Annotated in this window: 18 protein-coding genes, 1 tRNA gene and 1 pseudogene; 9 read left to right on the top strand and 11 right to left on the bottom strand. The window is 61.5% G+C overall.

Features of this window, described 5'->3' with window-relative positions:
- Nucleotides 1-5 precede the first annotated feature (5 nt).
- Genes sctC through ACDZ94_RS11835 form a run of 3 tightly spaced genes read left to right on the top strand, consistent with a single transcriptional unit; the run spans nucleotide 6 to nucleotide 2715 of the window.
- Nucleotides 6-2147 (top strand): type III secretion system outer membrane ring subunit SctC, encoded by a 2142-nt coding sequence (gene sctC / locus ACDZ94_RS11845; RefSeq protein WP_064450594.1) that lies wholly within the window; start codon nucleotides 6-8, stop codon nucleotides 2145-2147.
- Nucleotides 2144-2347: an HrpT family type III secretion system protein gene (hrpT, locus tag ACDZ94_RS11840; RefSeq protein ID WP_432750199.1), complete on the top strand. Its 204-nt coding sequence runs from the start codon at nucleotides 2144-2146 to the stop codon at nucleotides 2345-2347. Before sctC ends, hrpT begins: the two co-directional genes overlap by 4 nt.
- Nucleotides 2344-2715 carry a hypothetical protein gene (locus tag ACDZ94_RS11835; RefSeq protein ID WP_064450592.1) on the top strand — a complete coding sequence of 124 codons (372 nt, stop codon included), beginning with the start codon at nucleotides 2344-2346 and terminating at the stop codon, nucleotides 2713-2715. The genes hrpT and ACDZ94_RS11835 overlap by 4 nt, the downstream gene beginning before the upstream one ends.
- Here ACDZ94_RS11835 and sctU read toward each other — a convergent pair whose 3' ends face one another.
- The 11 genes and pseudogenes from sctU to sctW all read right to left on the bottom strand — a co-directional run bounded on the left by sctU (nucleotide 2716) and on the right by sctW (nucleotide 12884).
- Nucleotides 2716-3813: a type III secretion system export apparatus subunit SctU gene (gene sctU, locus ACDZ94_RS11830; protein WP_064450591.1), complete on the bottom strand. Its 1098-nt coding sequence runs from the start codon at nucleotides 3811-3813 to the stop codon at nucleotides 2716-2718. It abuts the gene before it with no gap.
- A complete protein-coding gene (gene sctT, locus ACDZ94_RS11825) occupies nucleotides 3810-4598 on the bottom strand; it encodes a type III secretion system export apparatus subunit SctT (RefSeq protein WP_064450590.1) in 789 nt (262 codons plus the stop codon). The genes sctU and sctT overlap by 4 nt, the downstream gene beginning before the upstream one ends.
- A 10-nt stretch (nucleotides 4599-4608) precedes the next feature.
- Nucleotides 4609-4872: a type III secretion system export apparatus subunit SctS gene (gene sctS, locus ACDZ94_RS11820; protein ID WP_053254244.1), complete on the bottom strand. Its 264-nt coding sequence runs from the start codon at nucleotides 4870-4872 to the stop codon at nucleotides 4609-4611.
- Nucleotides 4873-4879: 7 nt separating this feature from the next.
- The gene (gene sctR, locus ACDZ94_RS11815; RefSeq protein ID WP_064450589.1) at nucleotides 4880-5533 is read right to left on the bottom strand and encodes a type III secretion system export apparatus subunit SctR; all 654 of its coding nucleotides are present in this window, start codon (nucleotides 5531-5533) and stop codon (nucleotides 4880-4882) included.
- Entirely contained in the window at nucleotides 5530-6546 is a 1017-nt protein-coding gene (locus ACDZ94_RS11810; protein ID WP_432750198.1) for a FliM/FliN family flagellar motor switch protein, read from the bottom strand. The genes sctR and ACDZ94_RS11810 overlap by 4 nt, the downstream gene beginning before the upstream one ends.
- Nucleotides 6543-7001, bottom strand: a complete 459-nt coding sequence (locus tag ACDZ94_RS11805; protein WP_432750197.1) for a type III secretion system HrpP C-terminal domain-containing protein — start codon at nucleotides 6999-7001, stop codon at nucleotides 6543-6545. The genes ACDZ94_RS11810 and ACDZ94_RS11805 overlap by 4 nt, the downstream gene beginning before the upstream one ends.
- Nucleotides 6998-7441, bottom strand: coding sequence for a type III secretion system stalk subunit SctO (gene sctO, locus ACDZ94_RS11800; RefSeq protein WP_064450586.1), 444 nt, complete (start codon nucleotides 7439-7441; stop codon nucleotides 6998-7000). The genes ACDZ94_RS11805 and sctO overlap by 4 nt, the downstream gene beginning before the upstream one ends.
- Complete coding sequence (locus ACDZ94_RS11795) at nucleotides 7428-8786, bottom strand: FliI/YscN family ATPase (protein WP_262666967.1); 1359 nt, start codon at nucleotides 8784-8786, stop codon at nucleotides 7428-7430. Before ACDZ94_RS11795 ends, sctO begins: the two co-directional genes overlap by 14 nt.
- The gene (locus ACDZ94_RS11790; protein ID WP_259763659.1) at nucleotides 8783-9682 is read right to left on the bottom strand and encodes an FHA domain-containing protein; all 900 of its coding nucleotides are present in this window, start codon (nucleotides 9680-9682) and stop codon (nucleotides 8783-8785) included. The genes ACDZ94_RS11795 and ACDZ94_RS11790 overlap by 4 nt, the downstream gene beginning before the upstream one ends.
- A gap of 37 nt (nucleotides 9683-9719) precedes the next feature.
- Nucleotides 9720-11814, bottom strand: a pseudogene (gene sctV, locus ACDZ94_RS11785) (type III secretion system export apparatus subunit SctV).
- Nucleotides 11811-12884: a type III secretion system gatekeeper subunit SctW gene (gene sctW / locus ACDZ94_RS11780; RefSeq protein ID WP_262666966.1), complete on the bottom strand. Its 1074-nt coding sequence runs from the start codon at nucleotides 12882-12884 to the stop codon at nucleotides 11811-11813. Before sctW ends, sctV begins: the two are co-directional and overlap by 4 nt.
- A 263-nt stretch (nucleotides 12885-13147) precedes the next feature.
- On the opposite strand from sctW, the gene ACDZ94_RS11775 reads away from it, so the two are divergent.
- The 6 genes from ACDZ94_RS11775 (at nucleotide 13148) to ggt (ending at nucleotide 18480) form a co-directional block, all read left to right on the top strand.
- Complete coding sequence (locus ACDZ94_RS11775) at nucleotides 13148-13699, top strand: RNA polymerase sigma factor (RefSeq protein WP_064450581.1); 552 nt, start codon at nucleotides 13148-13150, stop codon at nucleotides 13697-13699.
- A gap of 448 nt (nucleotides 13700-14147) precedes the next feature.
- Nucleotides 14148-14224: transfer RNA gene (locus ACDZ94_RS11770), tRNA-Met, on the top strand.
- A 94-nt stretch (nucleotides 14225-14318) separates the two neighbouring features.
- Nucleotides 14319-14885 carry a GNAT family N-acetyltransferase gene (locus ACDZ94_RS11765; protein ID WP_432750196.1) on the top strand — a complete coding sequence of 189 codons (567 nt, stop codon included), beginning with the start codon at nucleotides 14319-14321 and terminating at the stop codon, nucleotides 14883-14885.
- Nucleotides 14882-15715, top strand: a complete 834-nt coding sequence (locus tag ACDZ94_RS11760) for a DMT family transporter (RefSeq protein ID WP_221293840.1) — start codon at nucleotides 14882-14884, stop codon at nucleotides 15713-15715. The genes ACDZ94_RS11765 and ACDZ94_RS11760 overlap by 4 nt, the downstream gene beginning before the upstream one ends.
- A 119-nt stretch (nucleotides 15716-15834) precedes the next feature.
- Entirely contained in the window at nucleotides 15835-16614 is a 780-nt protein-coding gene (locus ACDZ94_RS11755; RefSeq protein ID WP_407016625.1) for a PhzF family phenazine biosynthesis protein, read from the top strand.
- A 36-nt stretch (nucleotides 16615-16650) separates the two neighbouring features.
- Nucleotides 16651-18480, top strand: coding sequence for a gamma-glutamyltransferase (gene ggt / locus ACDZ94_RS11750; protein ID WP_064450565.1), 1830 nt, complete (start codon nucleotides 16651-16653; stop codon nucleotides 18478-18480).
- Nucleotides 18481-18496 lie beyond the last annotated feature (16 nt).

Here is an 18496-nt window from a genome sequence, read left to right as displayed (position 1 = left end):
CCTCCATGTACAACAAGCCCCACAAACGCATTGGTTTGTGCGCCGACTCGTCTGCGTGCGCGACCAAAAGTAGTCACTGGCGCAGCCTGATGCTGCTGCCCTGGTTGCTGGCGCCGTTGGAAAGCACCCTGGCCGCCATTCCGCCCGAATGGAAAAACACGGCCTACGCCTATGAGGCGCAGCACAAGCCCCTGCGGGAAGTGCTGGAAGATTTCGCGCAAACCTTTGGCATTCAGCTACAGGTCGAAGGCCTGCTGGAAGGCATCGTCAATGGCAAGATACGCGCCAACACTCCCCAGTCATTGCTCGACAGGCTGGGCGTTGAGCACCGCTTCCAGTGGTACATGTACAACAACACCCTGTACATCAGCACGCTGGACCAGCAAGAGTCGGCGCGACTGGAAGTTTCCTCCGAGACCCTCTCCGATCTCAAGCAAGCACTGACCGATATCGGCCTGCTCGATAGCCGCTTCGGCTGGGGCGAGCTGCCCGAAGACGGCGTGGTGCTGGTCTCGGGCCCCAAGCGCTATATCGAGCAGATCAAACAATTCAGCAGCCAGCGCCGCACACCGGATGAAAAACAGAGCGTACTGAGTTATCCGCTGAAGTTCGCCAACGCGACCGACCGCGTGGTGGATTATCGCGGTGAAAAACTGACCATCCCGGGCATCGCCACCATGCTGCGCGGGTTGCTGGAACCGCGCACGCCCTCCGCACTCTCAAGCGCGAGCCAGCCCCCCGGCGCCCAGTCGCAAAACGCCATGGTGACACCGAACGTCCCCCGGCTGAGTAACCCGCTATTGGAGCAAATGCTCGGCACGTCAGCGAACAGCGGGGAATTGGCGACCGGCGCATCGCTCACCCCGCGCGCCTCACGGGCAACCAGTCGCATCCGTGTCGAGGCCGACGTGCGTAACAACGCGGTACTGATTTACGACCTGCCGGAGCGCCAGGCGATGTACCGCGAGTTGATCACCCAACTCGACGTCGCGCGCAAACTGGTGGAGATCGACGCAATCATCCTTGATATCGAGCGCACGCAACTGAACGAATTCGGGGTCACCTGGGGCTTTCAAAACAGCCGTTTCCGTGGCGGCGCCAGCGTAGCGCCCGGCACCACCTCACAGTTGGCCATTGCCAACCGTGACAGTTTCATCGCCGCCGTACGCGCCTTGGAGGTCCGAGGCCTGGCAACCCTGGTCTCCAACCCCTCGGTACTCACCCTGGAAAACCAGCCGGCGGTCATCGACTTCAACCGCACGCGATTCCTGGAGGCGGGTACAGAGAACGCAACCATTTTGCCGGTCACCGTCGGTACCAGTTTTCAGGTAGTACCCCGGGTCATCACCAGCCGCGGCAGCCATCAGATCCACTTGGTGGTGGATATTGAAGACGGCAATTTCGATGAGTCCAACCCCTCGATCAAAGACCTCGATGTACGCCGAGGCAAGGTCAGCACCCAAGCGGTGATGGCGGAAAAACGCTCGTTGGTGGTCGGTGGGTTCCACGTCACGAACAACACAGACAAGCGCAGCAAGGTGCCACTGCTGGGAGATATCCCGTTGCTGGGCAAGGCGTTGTTCTCCTCGACTGAGCGCCTGAATAATCGTCGCGAACGCCTGTTCATCCTGACCCCACGGGTCATCGGCGATCAGGCCGACCCTTCACGCTACTTGCCCCAAGAGGACCAGGCTGAATTGCAAGCCGCCCTCAAACCCTTGGCCCGCCGCCTTTCTCCCCACCAGCCGGAGATCAAGCGCAGCGAGATCACCGGTACCCTGGCGCGTCTCGTCAGCGGGCAAGTGCCTGATGGCTTCAAGGCCGGGCCGATGCCCCTGGGTTTGAACACCTTGTGCACCACTCGCGATGTGTTGGCACTCAACACTGAACGCAGCCAATGGTACGCCGGCCCACAATTCAACGTGGCGGTGGTGGTGCTGCGCAACCAGATCAAACGCAATGTGCGTATCGATGAAAATGAATGCAGCAACTCGCAGACCCTGGCGGTCAGTGTCTGGCCGCGCGCCTGGCTCAAACCGGGTGAGGAAGCCGAAGTGTTCATCGCCATGCGTCCCGTCGTGAAGGATGAACACATTGGCGTGACCCGCCCTTCCCTCCTCACCCCAACCCAGAAGACCACGCCATGAAACACGGACTCTTGTACGCCACACTGATCAGTGCGGCACTGCTCGTCGCCGGCTGTACGCCCACCTGCAAAGGCGATTCCTGCACACGCCCACAATCGAGTGCTGACACGCTGGTGGTCTGGTGGCCGCCGCAGATGCGTGTGGCCCCTGGCCCGTCAGGCGAACGCGCGGACTATCAGACAGTGTCACTGGAACGATGAGTGCAATGGGGCTACCTGGCAATGACTTGAACCGCCAAGCGTTCCTGGACAGCCTGGAGAGCGGCGATGCCGCTCTCCTGCAGCTCTGCCCGGGAATCAAGCTGTGCACCCTGCAGGTCGGCGCACGCCAGGGGCTGAGCCTGCAAATAGCCGGCGAGGCGTTGCAGGCCGGGCAGTTGCAACGCGTCTTGGAGCGCCGCTTCGAACAGGCCATCGCGTTCGAGGGCTGCTTCGCTTATCTCGATGGCAAACGTGCCCTGGTGATCTGGCATGCCCTGCCTGCGCAACGCACGGCACTTGAGCCAACGCTCAGCCGGATGCTCTCGCTGGCCAACCTTGAAGCCTTGGACGGCGGCATGGCTCGCTGATCAGCGCTGTTCAAGCTCCGGCAACTCCAGGGTTTCACGCTTGGCGTCATCATCCAGCTCGCGCAGGGTCCGGTAGATAAGTGCCACGGCCTGCAACGTATCGCGAGGAATGCTCGCCCCCAGCTTTTTCTCATACAGCGTACGCGCCAACCACACACATTGGATGACCGGCACATCGGCGGCCTTGGCGCGGGCGATCAATTGTCGCGCCTCGGCATCGGTGCCCTTGTCCACCAACAGCGGCAGTGGGGTTTTACCGGGCCGGTAGTACAAGGCAACGGCAAAGTGCGTGGGGTTGATCACCAGCATGTCAGCCTCTTCGAGCTTGGGCAGCTTGACCTTCGGCTCCTCCTGAGCCAGTTGCTGCGCGAGCTGGCGCCGTTGGCCCTTGACGTGGGGGTCGCCCTCCATGTCCTTGTACTCCTTGACCACCTCAACCTGAGTCATGCGCATGCGCTGGGCAAAGAAATACTTCTGCAATGTCAGGTCAATCAGCGCCAGCACCAACAACAGGCCCAGGCACGCATGCAGCAAATGGCGAAACAGGGTGATAAGCGCCAGGATGTAACTTTGCAGGTCGCTGTTGGCGAGGTTGATCAATGCGTTCAATGACGGGCCGATCACCACGTACAGAATCAGGCCCAGCAGCACCGCCTTGACGATGCCCATCAACACATTCATCAGCGACTGCTTGGAGACCATTTGCTTGGCTTGTTTGAGCGGGTTGAGGCGATTGAAATCCAGCTTCAAGGTTTCCGGTGCAAACAGCAGCCCGAACTGCATCCAACTGCTGATCAACTTCACTGCAATCGCCACCCCGACCATCAACAGGGCGAACGAGAAGAACACCACCAGGGCGTCCAACAGCACTTCCTCCAGGGCGTGAACAAAAGGCTGGCCGATTCGTGACAGGGGCAACACCATCAGTTGCTGAAAGCGCTGCAGACTGGTTTCGGCCGTGAATAACGCGATTTCACTGATGGCGGTCAACACCAGCAATTTGCCGACATCCTGGCTTTGGGCGACCTGGCCTTTCTTGCGTTGGTCGCGCAGCTTTTTGGCACTGGCCGGGTGCTTTTTCTCGCCCGAATCGCTCATGGCGTCGGTACCTTGAACATCAAGCCCAGAGAGTGTTTGAGGTCGCCCAGCAGCACCATGCGCCCGACGATCAAGTCCTGCAGCAACGCAAAGTACAGGATCAAAATACCAATGCCCGCCAGGCATTTGACCGGTGGGGCCAGCGTACTCACTTGCAGCTGGGGGCTGTAAAGCCCAAGCAAAGCGATGCCGAATTCAAGCAACAGCAACACCGCGATAAAAGGCGCCGCGTAGAGCATCATGTGCGTGAAGGTATCGCCCAGCAGCGCGATAAAAGTACCGAACCCATTAGGCCCCACCACCGGAAACCAGGCGGTCGGCGGCCAGATCTGGTAGCTGTCCCAAATCACCTGGGTCAGCGCCCCCAGGCCCAGGGTGGCCATCAAAAGAAAAATCGCCAGCTCCTTGAACAGGTGGCCGATGGGCGTGGCGTCCGGGCCGAGCGAGGGATTCAACTGGCCACCGGCCAAGGCACCCCGCTGGTTATCCAACAGCGCCCCTACTGCCTCAAACATCCAGAACGGCATCGACAGCAACACGCCCAGCAAAAAACCCAGCATGGCCTCCTTGAGCACTAACCCGGTGAGCATCAGCGCCGAGTAGTCGCTACCCGCCAACGCTGCGTGGATGCCGGGTGCGGGGAGCAGCGCCATGACCATCACGATCGTGTGCCTGGGCATACCGCGTATGTGCTGAAAACAAAACGCCGCCACCAGGAACGCGCAGGGGTAAATACGCGCCATGCCAATCAGCAGGCTGGGCAGGAACTCAAGGTATAGCAACACAGGCAATGCCTCAGTTCAGCGCCGAGCGGGCGATCATGTCGAAAGTCAGGTTGATCAACTGGATCAATTCCACGCCAATCCAACGGCCCGTCACAGCCAGCGTGATACCCACCGCCACCAGCTTGATACCAAACGGCAACGTCTGATCCTGAATCTGCATCAGGGCCTGCACCAGCGAGGTCAGTACACCAACGACCACCGCCACGATCAGCGGCGGAGCCGACAACACGACCACCAGCAGCATGCCCTGCTTGAACAGCACGATCGGTTCCATAGAGGGCTCAGAGGTAAGAAAGGAAAAGGCTGTCGAGCAACCGCGACCATCCGGAGACGAGCACAAACAACAGCAACTTGAGCGGCAGGGAAATGGTCATGGGCGAGACCATTTGCATGCCCAATGCCAGGAGCAGGTTGGAGACAATCAGGTCGATCACGATGAAGGGGATATAGATTAAAAACCCGATCTCGAACCCCGCCTGCAACTGCGACAGCACAAATGCCGGCACCAGCAGGATCAGGTCCTCGCGCAGGACTTCCTGCGCCATCTGCGCCGGCCACATGCGCGCGGTGTTTTCCAGCAAGTGCGTCAGCACATCCGGGTCAACGTTGCGCAGCATGAATGCCCGCAACGGCTTAATTGCTTCAAGCCCGGTCTGCTGGAGCGTCTGCACGTTGGTCAGGTTCAACGGCGTGACCTTGACGGCCTCGGCGATCTCGTACCCCACCGGGGCCATGATAAAAAGCGTCGCGGCCAACGCGATACCGTTGATAGCCATGCTCGGCGGCACTTGCTGCACACCGATGGCATTGCGCGTAATCATCAGCACAATCACGATCTTCAAGAACGCCGTGCACACGATCAACAACATCGGCATCAACGACAATGCCGCAAGAAACAGCGCGAGAACGAGAGGGTCTACCCCCTGAAAGCTCATCGGGAAACCATCACTCGCGTTAATTGCAGACCGAGCCGCCCGTCCACTTCGACCAACTGCCCCTGGCCGATAGGCCGGTCGCCGTAATAGAGCCCGGCCATGCCCGGCGCATATCCGCCGAGCCCCAGCACCGCGCCGGGAGCAAGATTGCGCAACTCGCCGAGGGTCAGGTTCAGCGTCCCGCAGCGCACGTTGAGGGCCATGCTCAATTCATCGAACGGCTCGTTGCCGAACACATCCGCTACCGGCGTATCGTTCTCCTGCCCAAGGTAGTGCTGCTGCGCTGCAAAATCCTCATCCACAAACATGTCCTCAATAGAAGTTAGGGTCAGGCATAACGGCCCGGACTCATCATCAATACGCCCATGCAGGCGTTGCCTGCCGACCTGCACATAGCCGTCGCCCTGCGCTTGAAAAAAACTCTGCTCAAGCAACACCACGTCGCCCGCGCGCAGGCTGCTCACTTGCGTAATGGGCAACTGCAGGCGCCCCAGTGGCACGGCAACAGTCACTTGAAACAACGCGGGTAGCGGCCGGGCGACAGGCTGCCAGGGCCCCGCTTCGCACAAGGCGAGAAAACTCTCGGGGGCCAGCCACAGATAACCCACGACCCTGGACGTGCCCAAGGTCACAGTGAGGCTGCAACCGAAGTCCGAAGGGTGCTCAGTCACCCGCAAGCGCAGGTAACCCAACAACCCGCGCACCTGAGTGCTGAGGTGGTGCTGGAACAGCTCCCAAAACCAGGAGTCCGGATCGTTGCCCGACTGCGCCAGCGTCACCGGGCACTCGCCCATCAGGCTGAACAATGGCCCGGGCTCACCGAACGCCAGCACCCCGCAGGCTGTCTCGAAGCACAACGGCTGGATGCCCACCGGGGCAGGCCCGGGCTCAAGCAGCAGCTCACCGCTCTGCTCGGCAACCTGAAACGGCATACGCAAGCCATGCCCCATCCGACGCCGTGCAGCCACCGCGTCAGCCCTGACCGTGGGCAGGTTCAGCAACGACGCCATCATGCCGGGCCCACACTGGCCAGGCTCAAGCTCACCGGTACGCCCACGCTCTGTTCAAGACCTTCCTGAAAGCGTTGCCGTACGCCGCCAAGCCAGTGCGCGGTGGACGCTTCCTCCGCCGCCAGTTCAATGCTCCACGCGCCCGTCTCACGGCGCACAGTCGCGTTGATCCGCCCCAGGCGCGGCAAGTACAGGACCGCCACCAGCGGCCACTGCGAGGCGCCCAGCACACGCGGCGCCAATTGCTCGGTCAACGCTTCGATCATGGCCACCTGGGTGGAGGCCTTGCGCCCGGCCAGAGAAGCGCCGCCACCGCGCCTGTCACCACCATCGTCAAACAGCTGGGTAAACAGGCGGACGTGTTCCCACGGCACCGCAAGCGCATTGCCCTGAGCGAGGTCGTTGCGGGGTGCTCGCGGGCGCGGGCGTTTGGGCGGGCTGGTAGACACCTTGGTCATGTCGGCTCCTGAGCCAGCAAAATGGACAATTCCTGAAGTTTTTCGACTTGACGCAGGCTTAAGGTGACCTGCTTCTGGGCACTGCCGATTTCAATTTCCTGCTGCTCCCGCTGGCCTTGCAGCTCATGCAATTGGCCTTCCTCGCGCCGGGTGCAGGCGGACAATGTCTGCTCCTGGGCACTCCAGGCTTTGAGCGCCTGAAAGGTCAACACTTGCCCTTGGTGTTCGCTGAGCATTTGCGCACTTTGCTCGGCCTCATCCAGCCGGGTTTGTTCAAGGGTGTCCTTTGCCTCGCGGATGTTCGCCAACAAGGCCTGCTGGGTTCTTTTGGCCTCACGCAGCGCGCGTTCGGCACGGTCTGCACGGTGCCTGCGCAAGCGTCGCAGGGTCTCTATTTCGCCAAGTATCGGGTCCGCAGGAGGCGACTCAGAATGGGACATAAGCGGTCAGCTCCGTCAGTTGCTCAAGGGTCATCGCGACCGGCGTGGGCTCACGCAAGTCCTGACGCAAAAAACCATCGACTGCCTGGCGGCTGTCCACCGCCATATCGGTCAGTGCATCGCTGCCTGGCTGGTATTCACCCAACTTGAGCATCAGTTCGATCTGTTGATAAGCCGACAGCAGGCGCCGCAACGCCGTACCGGCCTGAATATGCCCAGGCTCTGCGACGTTGCTGAGTATTCGTGAAAGGCTGGCCAGCACATCGACCGCCGGATAATGGCCGCGCTCAGCCAGCTTGCGTGACAGCACGATATGCCCGTCCAGCAGCGAACGAACTTCATCCGCCACCGGATCGCTCATCGAGTCCTGCTCGATCAGCACCGTGTAGATCGCCGTGATCACGCCGTCACGGGTCAGCCCGGCGCGCTCGACCAGGCGCGGCAGCAGGCTGTAGACCGACGGGGGCAAACCGCCACGGCCCAACGGTTCGCCAGCGGCCAAACCGATTTCGCGCTGGGCCCTGGCAAAACGCGTCAAGGAGTCAATCAACAGCAGCACCCGCTTGCCCTTGCGCCGAAAACCTTCGGCCAGCGCCGTCGCCGTAAAGGCGGCCCGGGCGCGCTCCATGCTGGAACGGTCGGACGTGGCGCAGACCAGCACCGCCTTGGCCCGTAGCGCGTCGTCCAACTCATGATCGAGAAACTCGCGCAGCTCGCGGCCCCGTTCGCCGATCAAACCGAACACAATCACATCGCAATCAACGTTGCGCGCGATTTCGGCCAACAAGGTCGTCTTGCCGCACCCCGCGCCCGCAAACAAACCGACGCGCTGGCCCTCGCCCAAGGTCAGCAACCCATCGATCGAGCGCACGCCGGTGGCCAACGCCCGGTTGATGCGTGGGCGCTCCGTGGGTAAAGGGGCCTCGCACAACACCGGGCTTGCGTCACCGCTGGCGGTTTCGACAAACGCACTGGGCCCGTCGCCCGCAATCGGTCGGCCAAAACCATCGAGCACCTGGCCCAGCAAGTCATCACCGACGCGTACCCGGTGCGGCACGCCCAGACGCTCCACGCCGGCACCCACCCGCACGCCTTCGAGATTGCCCAGGGCACTGAGCACCGCATCCTGCTGATCAAAACCGATGATTTCGGCGAGCATGTCGTCACCCGGTGACTTCTCCACCCGGCACAAATCCCCGATGCGCGCCTCGGGCAATCGGCATTGCAACAGCATGCCGTTGACGCGTTGGATGCGGCCACGCTGGATGACGGGCGCAAAGCGCGTCAATGCCTGGGACTGACGCTGCTGCCAGGCTTCCAGACGCTCTTGCAGGTTATCGTTCACCAGCGCACCTCATAACGTTGTGGCCCATCGAAAACCACCTTGTTGTTATCGATAAGCACCAAGCGCAAACCGTCCACTTCGTCGCCCACAAAGAGGCGATCGCCTTGCTCCAGGACCACGTGGCCGTTCGGCCCGCCGACGATTTGAAGAATTTTGAAAGGCAGCGTCCCGTCGCTGACCCGCACACGACTCAACACCGGCACGGCGGTATCAAACTGCTCGCCAAACCGGCCGAGCATGCGTGCCACCAATTCCACGTCGTCCTGGGGGACTTCGCCGTCCAACACAATCTGGCCATTGATCACCAGCAAGCTGACCTTCGGGCCCAATTCGCGCTCGCCGAGCATTTTCAGCAGTTGCTGACGCACCTCGAAAGGCGAGGCCAGCTCACGCTTGTGCTCCAGCGCCGGCATCAATGACGCCTGCGCGTCGCGGTCTCCGGTGGAGGCGATACCGACCGCCACGAAGATGACGGCAAACACCAGCACCAGGCTGATCAAGTGCTTCTGCCGCGACGGTGAGAGGGAAGACAACGTCAGGGTCAACGGTGCCTCTGGATCGGGCGCCAAGGGCGCGGGCTGGGCGGCAGGCGCCTGGGGCCAGGGATGGTCGGCCGGGGTGACGCACAGACGAATGGCGCCAACCGAAAAAGGGGTACCGAGCGCCAGATTGGCGATCTGCGCCAGGATCAGGCCATCGGGCTCCTGAAGCAGCCCCGCCTCTGCCTGGACCGACCAGCACGAACCGATGTACCGCAACCGTGCGTGATGCTCGGCAATCCCGGCGTCGTTGAGCAACAGGTCGGCGTCGGCATGCGCACCGATACTCCATTGTTCACCGAACAAGGGCAGCGCGGCGCCCTGATGCAAACCATCCAATACACGCAGCTCGAACATCATCGTGCCCTTCCCGGCACCGGCAGCAATAACGTATTCATGCCAACGCCCCGCGCATCAACGCGTCCTGGGCAAGGTCGAAACGCCCCAGCACTTTTACCTTGGAGGTGCTGCCCAATTCGGCGAAGGACAGCACCGGCACATGGTTGAATTCTTCAAGCAACAGAGTGCGCAAGGGGCTGCGCAGATCCTGCGCCACCAGCATCACGCTTTTAGTCTTGGGTCGCAGGGTAAAGGCCTGGTTGAGCAAGCTGACCAGCGCCGCGCTGCTGTCATTGTCGAGCGCAAAAAACACTCCGGTCTGCGTCTGGCGCAACGCCTCACGCAGGATGTTCTCGGTCTGCGGCGCCAGCAGCCAGGCGTGCAAGCCGTCTGTCTCGCTGTACTGGTGAAAGATCTGCGATCTTGAGCGCAATGCGCGCGTAATCGGCCAAGGCCTCCGGCTCACGCTCGTGCTGGCCATACTCGATCAACGATTCGACAATCAGCCGCACGGCGCGCAGCGGCACACCTTCGCTGGCCAGGCGCTGCAACACCGCCGAAAAGCGCGACAACGGCATGATGCGCTGCAGCTCCTGAACCAGCTCGGGTTGATTGCTTTCAAGCCAGCCGAGGATCGACTTGCTCTCCTGGATCCCGAGAAACTGCGGCCCGCTGAGCATCATCGATTGGGTCATGCGCTCAACGATCAAGCTCAAGGCGCTGAAGCGCTCAAGCTGCGGATCGTCGAGCAGCGGATGATCGGCGGCCAGCCACACCCAGTCCTGTTCCTCACGCTCGGTCAGCCCCGGCACGCCGTTGTCCGGTTCGTCTTTCAAGGTCGAGCGCGCGACCGCCACTCGATGGCCTTGGGTGGCCTTGACCATCGGCACTTCATGCACGCAAAAACGCATTTCATCGTCGGCCAGGGAGGCGTCGAACTCGACCTCAAACGGCGGAAGGGTCAAGCCAATCCTGGCGACGATACCGTTACGCGCTTTGCGAATCTCGTGCATGAGCTCTACCACCACGTCTGTGCCACGCAGCACGGGCGGAAACTGCAAGAGGTAGGGCCGCGAGGGATCAAACCCTCGCAAGTCCACAAACCCGTTCTCTTCCGGCGCCATCTCGACGGTGGCGCCGGCCTCTTCCTGTTCCTGGCGTTGACGCTGGCGCACCAGGTAAAAACCCAGGCAGCCGGTGATCAGCGCAATCAGGATGAACACCAGCGTGGGCATACCGGGCAACGCCGCAAACGCGAGCATCCCGACCGAAGCGATCATCCAGCTCTTGGGTTCGCTGGTCATCTGGCGGGCAATTTCGGTGCCCATGTTTGTGATGCCCTTGCGTCCATCGGGTGCCACGCGGGTGATGATCATGCCGGCCGTCAACGAGATCAGCAGTGCGGGAATCTGCGCAATCAGACCGTCGCCGATGGTCAGCACCGAATACAAGGCGATGGAGTCGGCGGCGCTCATGCCGTGCTGGAACATGCCGGTGGAGAAGCCGCCCAGCAGGTTGATCAACACGATCACCAAGCCGGCGATGGCATCGCCCTTGACGAACTTCATGGCCCCGTCCATGGCCCCGAACAGCTGGCTCTCACGGGACAACTGGTCACGCTTGTCGCGCGCCTGCACGCCGTCGATCAAGCCTGCACGCAAGTCGCTGTCGATGGACATCTGTTTGCCGGGCATCGCGTCCAGGCTGAAGCGCGCCGCCACTTCGGCAACCCGCTCCGAACCCTTGGTAATCACCAGGAAGTTGACCAGGGTGAGGATCATGAAGATCACCAACCCTACCGCCAGGTTGCCGCCCACCACGAAATTGCCGAATGCCTCGACGATATCGCCAGCGTCCTGTTCCAGCAGGATCAGGCGCGTGGTCGCAATCGACAGCGCCAGGCGAAACATCGTGGTCAACAGCAGGATCGACGGAAACGAAGAAAACGCCAACGGCCCCGGCAGGTAGAGCGCCAGCACAATCAACAGGCAGGAAATGCAGATGTTGAGTGCGATGAGGATATCCACCAGCCAGGTGGGCAACGGCACGATAAAAATGAACACGATGGCCAACACCACCACCGCACCAAGGACTTCGGCACGTTGTGCAGCCTTGAGCATCCAGCGGTTGAGGGTCGCCAGGACGGTCACGCCAATGCCCTCGGATCACTGCCAAGGCGCGCCTGGCCGTTCTCCAGGCGGGTGAACTCATCCATCACCAGCAAAAAGTTGTGCAGGCCCTCCTGGCGCCCCCGCGTGTCACGCCACAACGCCATAGGCAATGTTTTGAGCACCGGGTAGACCGCATTGAGCGAGGCCAATTGGCTGGCCGATTCGGCGCCCGCCAACTCATCCGCCAGCCGCTGGACCTCGGATGGGGCGATGCCATTACCGGCGTACCCCAACAGACGCTGCAACAGGATAACGGCGTCGTGTTCAACCTTCAGACGCTGGATCAACGTGCGACAACTGGACAACACGCCACCCAATTGACCGCAGCTTTGCAGGCCCAACAGCAGCGTGCGCAACTTGGCTGTCGGAAGGGACGAGGCACAGGCCGCAATATCATCTGCCAAGGCCCGGCGCATGATGTTGAGCCCGCCCGAAAACTGCTCACCGCCGTACAGGCCCAACAGCGCCTGCATCATGCTGGCCAGCGACTGGCGCACGACCACATTGGCGTAGTACAGCGCACGCACCGCCTGGCGCTCCTGCGGATCATCACTATTGGCCTGCAACGCCATCGCGATATTGAGGCCCGCCTGGATTTCCCGCTTGTAGCGAATTTCCAGCTTGGCCAGTGCATCACGTGCCAGCGCGGCTTCCGTCTTGCGCACCTCCGCTTCTGCCTGGGCCGTAATCTGCCGCAGCACCACATACGTACGCGCCGGGTCGCCCCCCGTGAGGTCCAACAACTTTTCCACACTCGGCTGCTGCTGCAAGTGCTGCCTGACTTGGCGAGTGATGGCTGCCAGGCTCGCCTGAGCGGGGTGCCCCAACTGATCATAGAGTTGCGCAAGCTGTTCGGTTGGGGTCACACGCACGCCCATCGCACGCTGGTTCAGTGCCTTGCTGGTGAGCGCCACTTCCTGGCTGAAAATGCTCGCGAGCTCGTCGATACCCGGCGCGGCGACTTGCGCTCGGGCTTGGGCGGCCTTCTCAGGTGCAGGCTGTTCCAGGCTCTGGACTTTGTGCAGATCATGGTTGAATTCGACTTTCATGGGCGTGCCAGGACAGGAAGTTTGTGTCCCTATGTGGCAAGCCGGTGCCATACGGTTCCATCGAAATCTCTCCATCGCGGTTTTCTGAAAAAACCGGCACGAAGCGAGCAAGCCTTTTGCAAAAAACTGCGCAAAAACGCCTTATTTCAAAATATTTATATAATTAAATCAGCAAGTTGCATGATTTTTTCGCTTGGCACAGCCAGTGCTAAAGGGGTTCCCGTCGAAATTATTTCGATAGCGTCTACCCTGAGGAAAAAATCGTGAATATCCCTATTGAAGCTTTAGCGCAGCTCGTTGGCGGCTCGCCTCAATTCATGCTCGAACTGACGGACGACCAGCAGAAGAAACTCCGACGTTTTATTCATAAACGCGTACTCAACCCCGAAGATGCAGACGACATCCTGCAACTGACGTACCTGGAAGCCTGGCGTAACCGGGAGCGGTTCAGTGGCCAGGCCACCCTCAGCACCTGGATGTGCGGCATTGCGCAAAACCTGATCCGTAACCATTTTCGGCGCATGTATGCCAAACCGGTGCATTGCGAATTCGATGAGTCGCTGTGGCACGGCCAAGAGGAAAACAACAACCTGGATTGGGAATTCGAGGTCAACCGCCGGCTGGAGAAAACCCTGAGCGCCATCGACCACCTGCCGACAGAAATGCGCAGGACGTTGTACGCCTCGCTGGAAACCGACGGCAGCTATCAGGACACTGCCGACGTGTTGGACATCCCCATCGGCACCGTTCGCTCACGCCTGTCACGGGCGCGTGAACACCTCAAACGCGTCACGCACAACCCGCTGCACCCGTAAACAGCCCTGGGGGCAAGCGTTGGGCAGCAGGGATATCTGCCCAACCGACTTCAGACCTTTTGCGTACGTAACAACCAGACCACCAGCGGCCCGCGCCGCACCGCAATGATCCCGCCAACATCAAGCCTCTGCCCGGTGCCTGCTCCGCCAGCTCTACCTTTCCCACCTGATCCACAGCGTCAGCGCCACTGTCCTCGACTGCGGCGACGACCTGCCACCCCACGACCGCGCCAAGATCCACGCCGTATGGCACTTGCTGGAAATGGCCAAGGCCGTGATCGACCGCTCGATTGAAAGCCTGCACCCGCGCACAGCCTGTCCGGCGCACGAATGACAAGCCACTCGTCGCCAGAACCGGCAATTTTGGTTAAACAGTTGAAAGCGTAGAAAAATTTTCAACAAAAGTGCTTGACGCATTCCCGTTCTACGCGAATAATGCGCGCCACTTGGCTACATAGCTCAGTTGGTTAGAGCATAGCATTCATAATGCTGGGGTCCGGGGTTCAAGTCCCTGTGTAGCCACCAAGTACTAAAAACGGCTTACCGAAAGGTAGGCCGTTTTTTTATGCCTCCAGAAAAGCCCTGAGGCATACTCGCCCCAACCCCAAGGAGGCGATACGTGAACCCTCAATTCCCCACCCGCTGCATCAGCACCGAACGGCTGTTGCTGCAAGCGGCCCACCCCTCCCACGCGGGCACCCTGCGCGCGCACCTTGTGGCCAACCGCGCGTTCCTCCAACCCTGGGAACCCTCGCGCGACGACGAGTATTTCGAACTGGGTGCGATCAGCCAACGCCTGGCAACCATGGCCGAGAAAACCGCCAGCGGCGAAGCCTTGCACCTGCTGATACTGCGCGACGGGCACATCATCGGCAGCTGTAACTTCACCACCATCGTGCGTGGCGCATTCGAAGCGTGCCATCTGGGTTATGCACTCGACGAGTCGGCTCAGGGCCAGGGGTTGATGCACGAAGCACTGAACGCCGCGATTGCCTATGTGTTCGACGAGATGAAGCTTCATCGCATCATGGCCAACTACCGGCCGGAGAATGAACGCAGTGCGCGCTTGCTCAAACGGCTGGGGTTCGAGCGCGAGGGTGCAGCGCGGGCCTATCTCAAGATTAACGGCGAGTGGGCGGACCACGTGTTGACGTCGCTGATCAACAGCGCAAACCGCGACACATGAGCCTCACCGTCTTCGCGATCATCCTGCTGGGTGCCGCACTTCATGCCACCTGGAACGCCGTGGTCAAAGGCGGCGTCGACACGCTGTTGACCACCTGCATGATCGCCGCCGTCGCCTCGTTGATCGCGTTGGCGGCCGTCCCTTTTCTGGTGCTGCCGGCGAAAGAGAGCTGGCCGTACCTCGGCGTATCGGTGCTGTTCCAGGTGCTGTATTTCGTGCTGGTCGCCTCAACGTACCGCATTGCCGATATGAGCCAGACCTATCCGATCATGCGCGGCACCGCGCCGCTGCTGGTGGCGACGGTGAGTGTGTTTGCGCTGTCTGAACCGCTGTCGACGTTCGCCTGGTTTGGGATCGCAGTGATCTCACTCGGCATCTTGAGCATGGCCGCCGCGCCTTCGGCAGGGCACAGAAAAGGCTTGGTCCTGGCACTGATCAACGCCGGTGTGATTGCCGGTTACACCCTGATTGATGGTTTGGGCGTGCGCACGTCCGGCGCGCCGGCGGCTTACACCCTGTGGATTTTCCTGCTGACCGGCATCCCGCTTGCCACGTGGGCGTTAGTGACGCGGCGTGCGGTGTTTTGTGATTACGTCGCGCGTCATTGGCGGCTTGGCATCGTTGGGGGCGCAGGCACCGTGGCGTCATACGGCCTGGCCCTGTGGGCAATGACGCAGGCACCGATCGCCAGTGTTTCGGCACTTAGGGAAACGTCGATCCTGTTCGGCGTGGTGATTTCAGCGTGGGTGCTCAAAGAGCCTCTCACGCGAGTTCGCATCGTTGCCGCGTGCATCATTGCCGCCGGGGCGATGGTGTTGCGCCTGGGTTGAGCGCGGCTCGTCGCTGCGCAGCTCAGACTCATGCGCTCAAAAAAAGGCGCCATCTGTACTTTGACGCTCCCGCGACCCCACTGCTAGTGTCCAGCCTCCCCTCACATGGAGCGCCTGCGATGAAATTGGACATCTACCAAGTCGATGCTTTCAGCCAACAGGCCTTTGGCGGTAACCCGGCGGCCGTCTGCCCGCTCACCGAGTGGCTGCCCACCGAGCAATTGCACAACATCGCCGCGGAGAACAACCTCTCGGAAACCGCGTTTTTCGTGCCGCGTGGCGAGGTCTATGAGTTGCGCTGGTTTACACCGGAAGTTGAAGTCGACCTGTGCGGCCATGCCACGCTGGCAGCAGCGTGGGTGTTGATTCACCAGTTGCCGGGCGCACCTGAAGTGTTGCGCTTTGCCACCCGCAGCGGCGAGCTTCGCGTGACGCGCAATGGCGATGAGTTGGCAATGGACTTCCCGGCCAAACAACCCCAGCGCTGCGAACCACCAGCCGGCATGTTGAGCGCATTGGGGGTCGAGCACGCTGAGGTATTTGCCACCGATGACTACATCGTTCTGGTCGACGACGAAGCCCAGGTCGCCGCCCTGACGCCGGACTTCGCACGCCTCAAGGGCCTGCCCAAACGGGGGATTGCGGTAACGGCCAAAAGCACGCGCTTTGATTTCATTTCCCGCTGGTTTGGCCCCAACGTGGGTGTCAACGAAGACCCGGTGACCGGGTCTGCCCACACCTCGTTGGCACCGTTCTGGAGCGAGCGTTTGGGCCAGTCGCGATTGACCGCCGAACAGGGTGGCAACCGCCGTGGGCAACTGCGTTGTGAGCTCAAAGGCGACCGGGTGATTATCTCCGGCCACGCAGCGCTCTACCTGCAAGGCACGATTTACCTGTAAAAAGCACTTTCCCAAGGACAACAGATCATTCTCAAAATGAACGGAGTTCAACGCGTGTTTTCGATTTCCCGCCGTCAACTGTCGATGATTGCCGCAGCCCTCACCCTGGCTGGCTGTCACACCCCTGTCAATGAACAGCCGCCGGCACCGGAATTGGGTTCGGGTTATCGCACCGACCTCACCACCCGCCACGCCGAGCGCCATATGGCCGCCGCCGCCAACCCACTGGCGGCCGAAGCCGGGCGCGAGATGTTGCGCCAGGGCGGGTCGGCGATTGACGCGGCGATTGCGATGCAGGCTGTGTTGACCCTGGTGGAACCGCAGTCATCCGGCATCGGCGGCGGCGCGTTCATCATGCTCTGGGACGGGAAAACCGTGCACGCGTATGACGGCCGCGAAACGGCACCGGCCGGTGCAACTGAGCGCTTGTTCCTGAAGGCCGACGGCACGCCGATGGCGTTTCCCGATGCGCAGATTGGCGGGCGCTCGGTCGGTACACCCGGGGTCTTGCGTGCCCTGGAGATGGCACACAAGAAGACCGGGCACTTGCAATGGGCCAAGCTGTTTGAACCCGCGATTCGTCTGTCGGAGCACGGCTTCGCGATTTCTCCACGCTTGCACGCGTTGATCGCCGCCGACCGTTTCATCCCGCAATCACCCGACATGGCGGCCTATTTTCTGAATGCCGATGGCACGCCCAAAGCCACCGGCACGCTGCTGAAGAACCCGGCGCTGGCCGCCGTGTTCAAACGCATCGCCAAAGAAGGACCGGACGCGCTGTACCACGGGCCGATTGCCGACGAGATCGCGCGCAAGGTTCAGGGCAACCGCAATGCGGGCAGCCTGTCGCAAGCGGACCTCAAGGCTTACATCGCCAAGGAACGCACGCCGCTGTGCACCGACTACAAGCAATACCAGGTGTGCGGCATGCCACCGCCGTCGTCAGGCGGAATTGCGGTGGCGCAGATCCTCGGCACGTTGCAGGCCGTGGAAGCCCGCGACCCGCGCCTGGCCATCGCACCGATGAAACCGGTCAAGAGTGCCTCGCCTGCCGGCCTTGAGCCCACGCCCGAAGCCGTGCACCTGATCGCCGAGGCCGGCCGCCTGGCCTTCGCCGACCGTGGGCTGTACGTGGCCGACGCCGACTTCGTACCGGTGCCGGTCGCCGGCCTAGTCGCTCCCGACTACCTGGCCAAACGCGCCGCGCTGATCGGCGCACGCAGCATGGGCATCGCCACACCGGGCCAGCCTGCGGGCATCCAGGTGGCGTACGCGCCGGACCGCTCGCCACTGCGCATCTCCACTTCGCAAGTGGTCGCGGTGGATGACCAGGGCGGCGCCGTGTCGATGACCACCACGGTGGAAGCGGCGTTCGGCTCCCATGTGATGGTCCAGGGCTTTTTGCTGAACAACCAGATGACCGACTTCTCGTTCATCCCCGAAGAAAACGGCCAACCGGTGGCCAACCGCGTCGAGCCCGGCAAGCGCCCACGCTCGGCCATGGCGCCAACGCTGGTGTTCGACCGCAAGAGCGGCGAGTTGCTGGCCACGGTGGGCTCACCGGGTGGTTCGCAGATCATCGAGTACGTGAGCAAATCCCTGGTGGCGATGCTCGACTGGAACCTCGACCCGCAAGCCGCCATCAGCCTGCCCAACTTCGGCAGCCGCAACGGCGCGACAGAACTGGAGCAAGGTCTGTTCAGCCCGGCGTTGAAACAGGCACTCAAGGACAAGGGCCATGCGCTGAGCGAGATCGATATGACCAGCGGCATCCAGGCCATCGTTCTCACGCGGGATGCCCACGGCAAGGTGTCGCTGAGCGGCGGGGCAGACCCTCGGCGTGAAGGCGAAGCGGTCGGCGACTGAGTATTTATCCAAGGGA

Source organism: Pseudomonas sp. UBT, from assembly GCF_050915955.1.
Classification (GTDB): Bacteria; Pseudomonadota; Gammaproteobacteria; order Pseudomonadales; family Pseudomonadaceae; genus Aquipseudomonas; species Aquipseudomonas antarctica_A.
The sequence above is the reverse complement of the archived record's forward strand: the minus strand, read 5'-3'. Positions and strand labels throughout refer to the sequence as shown.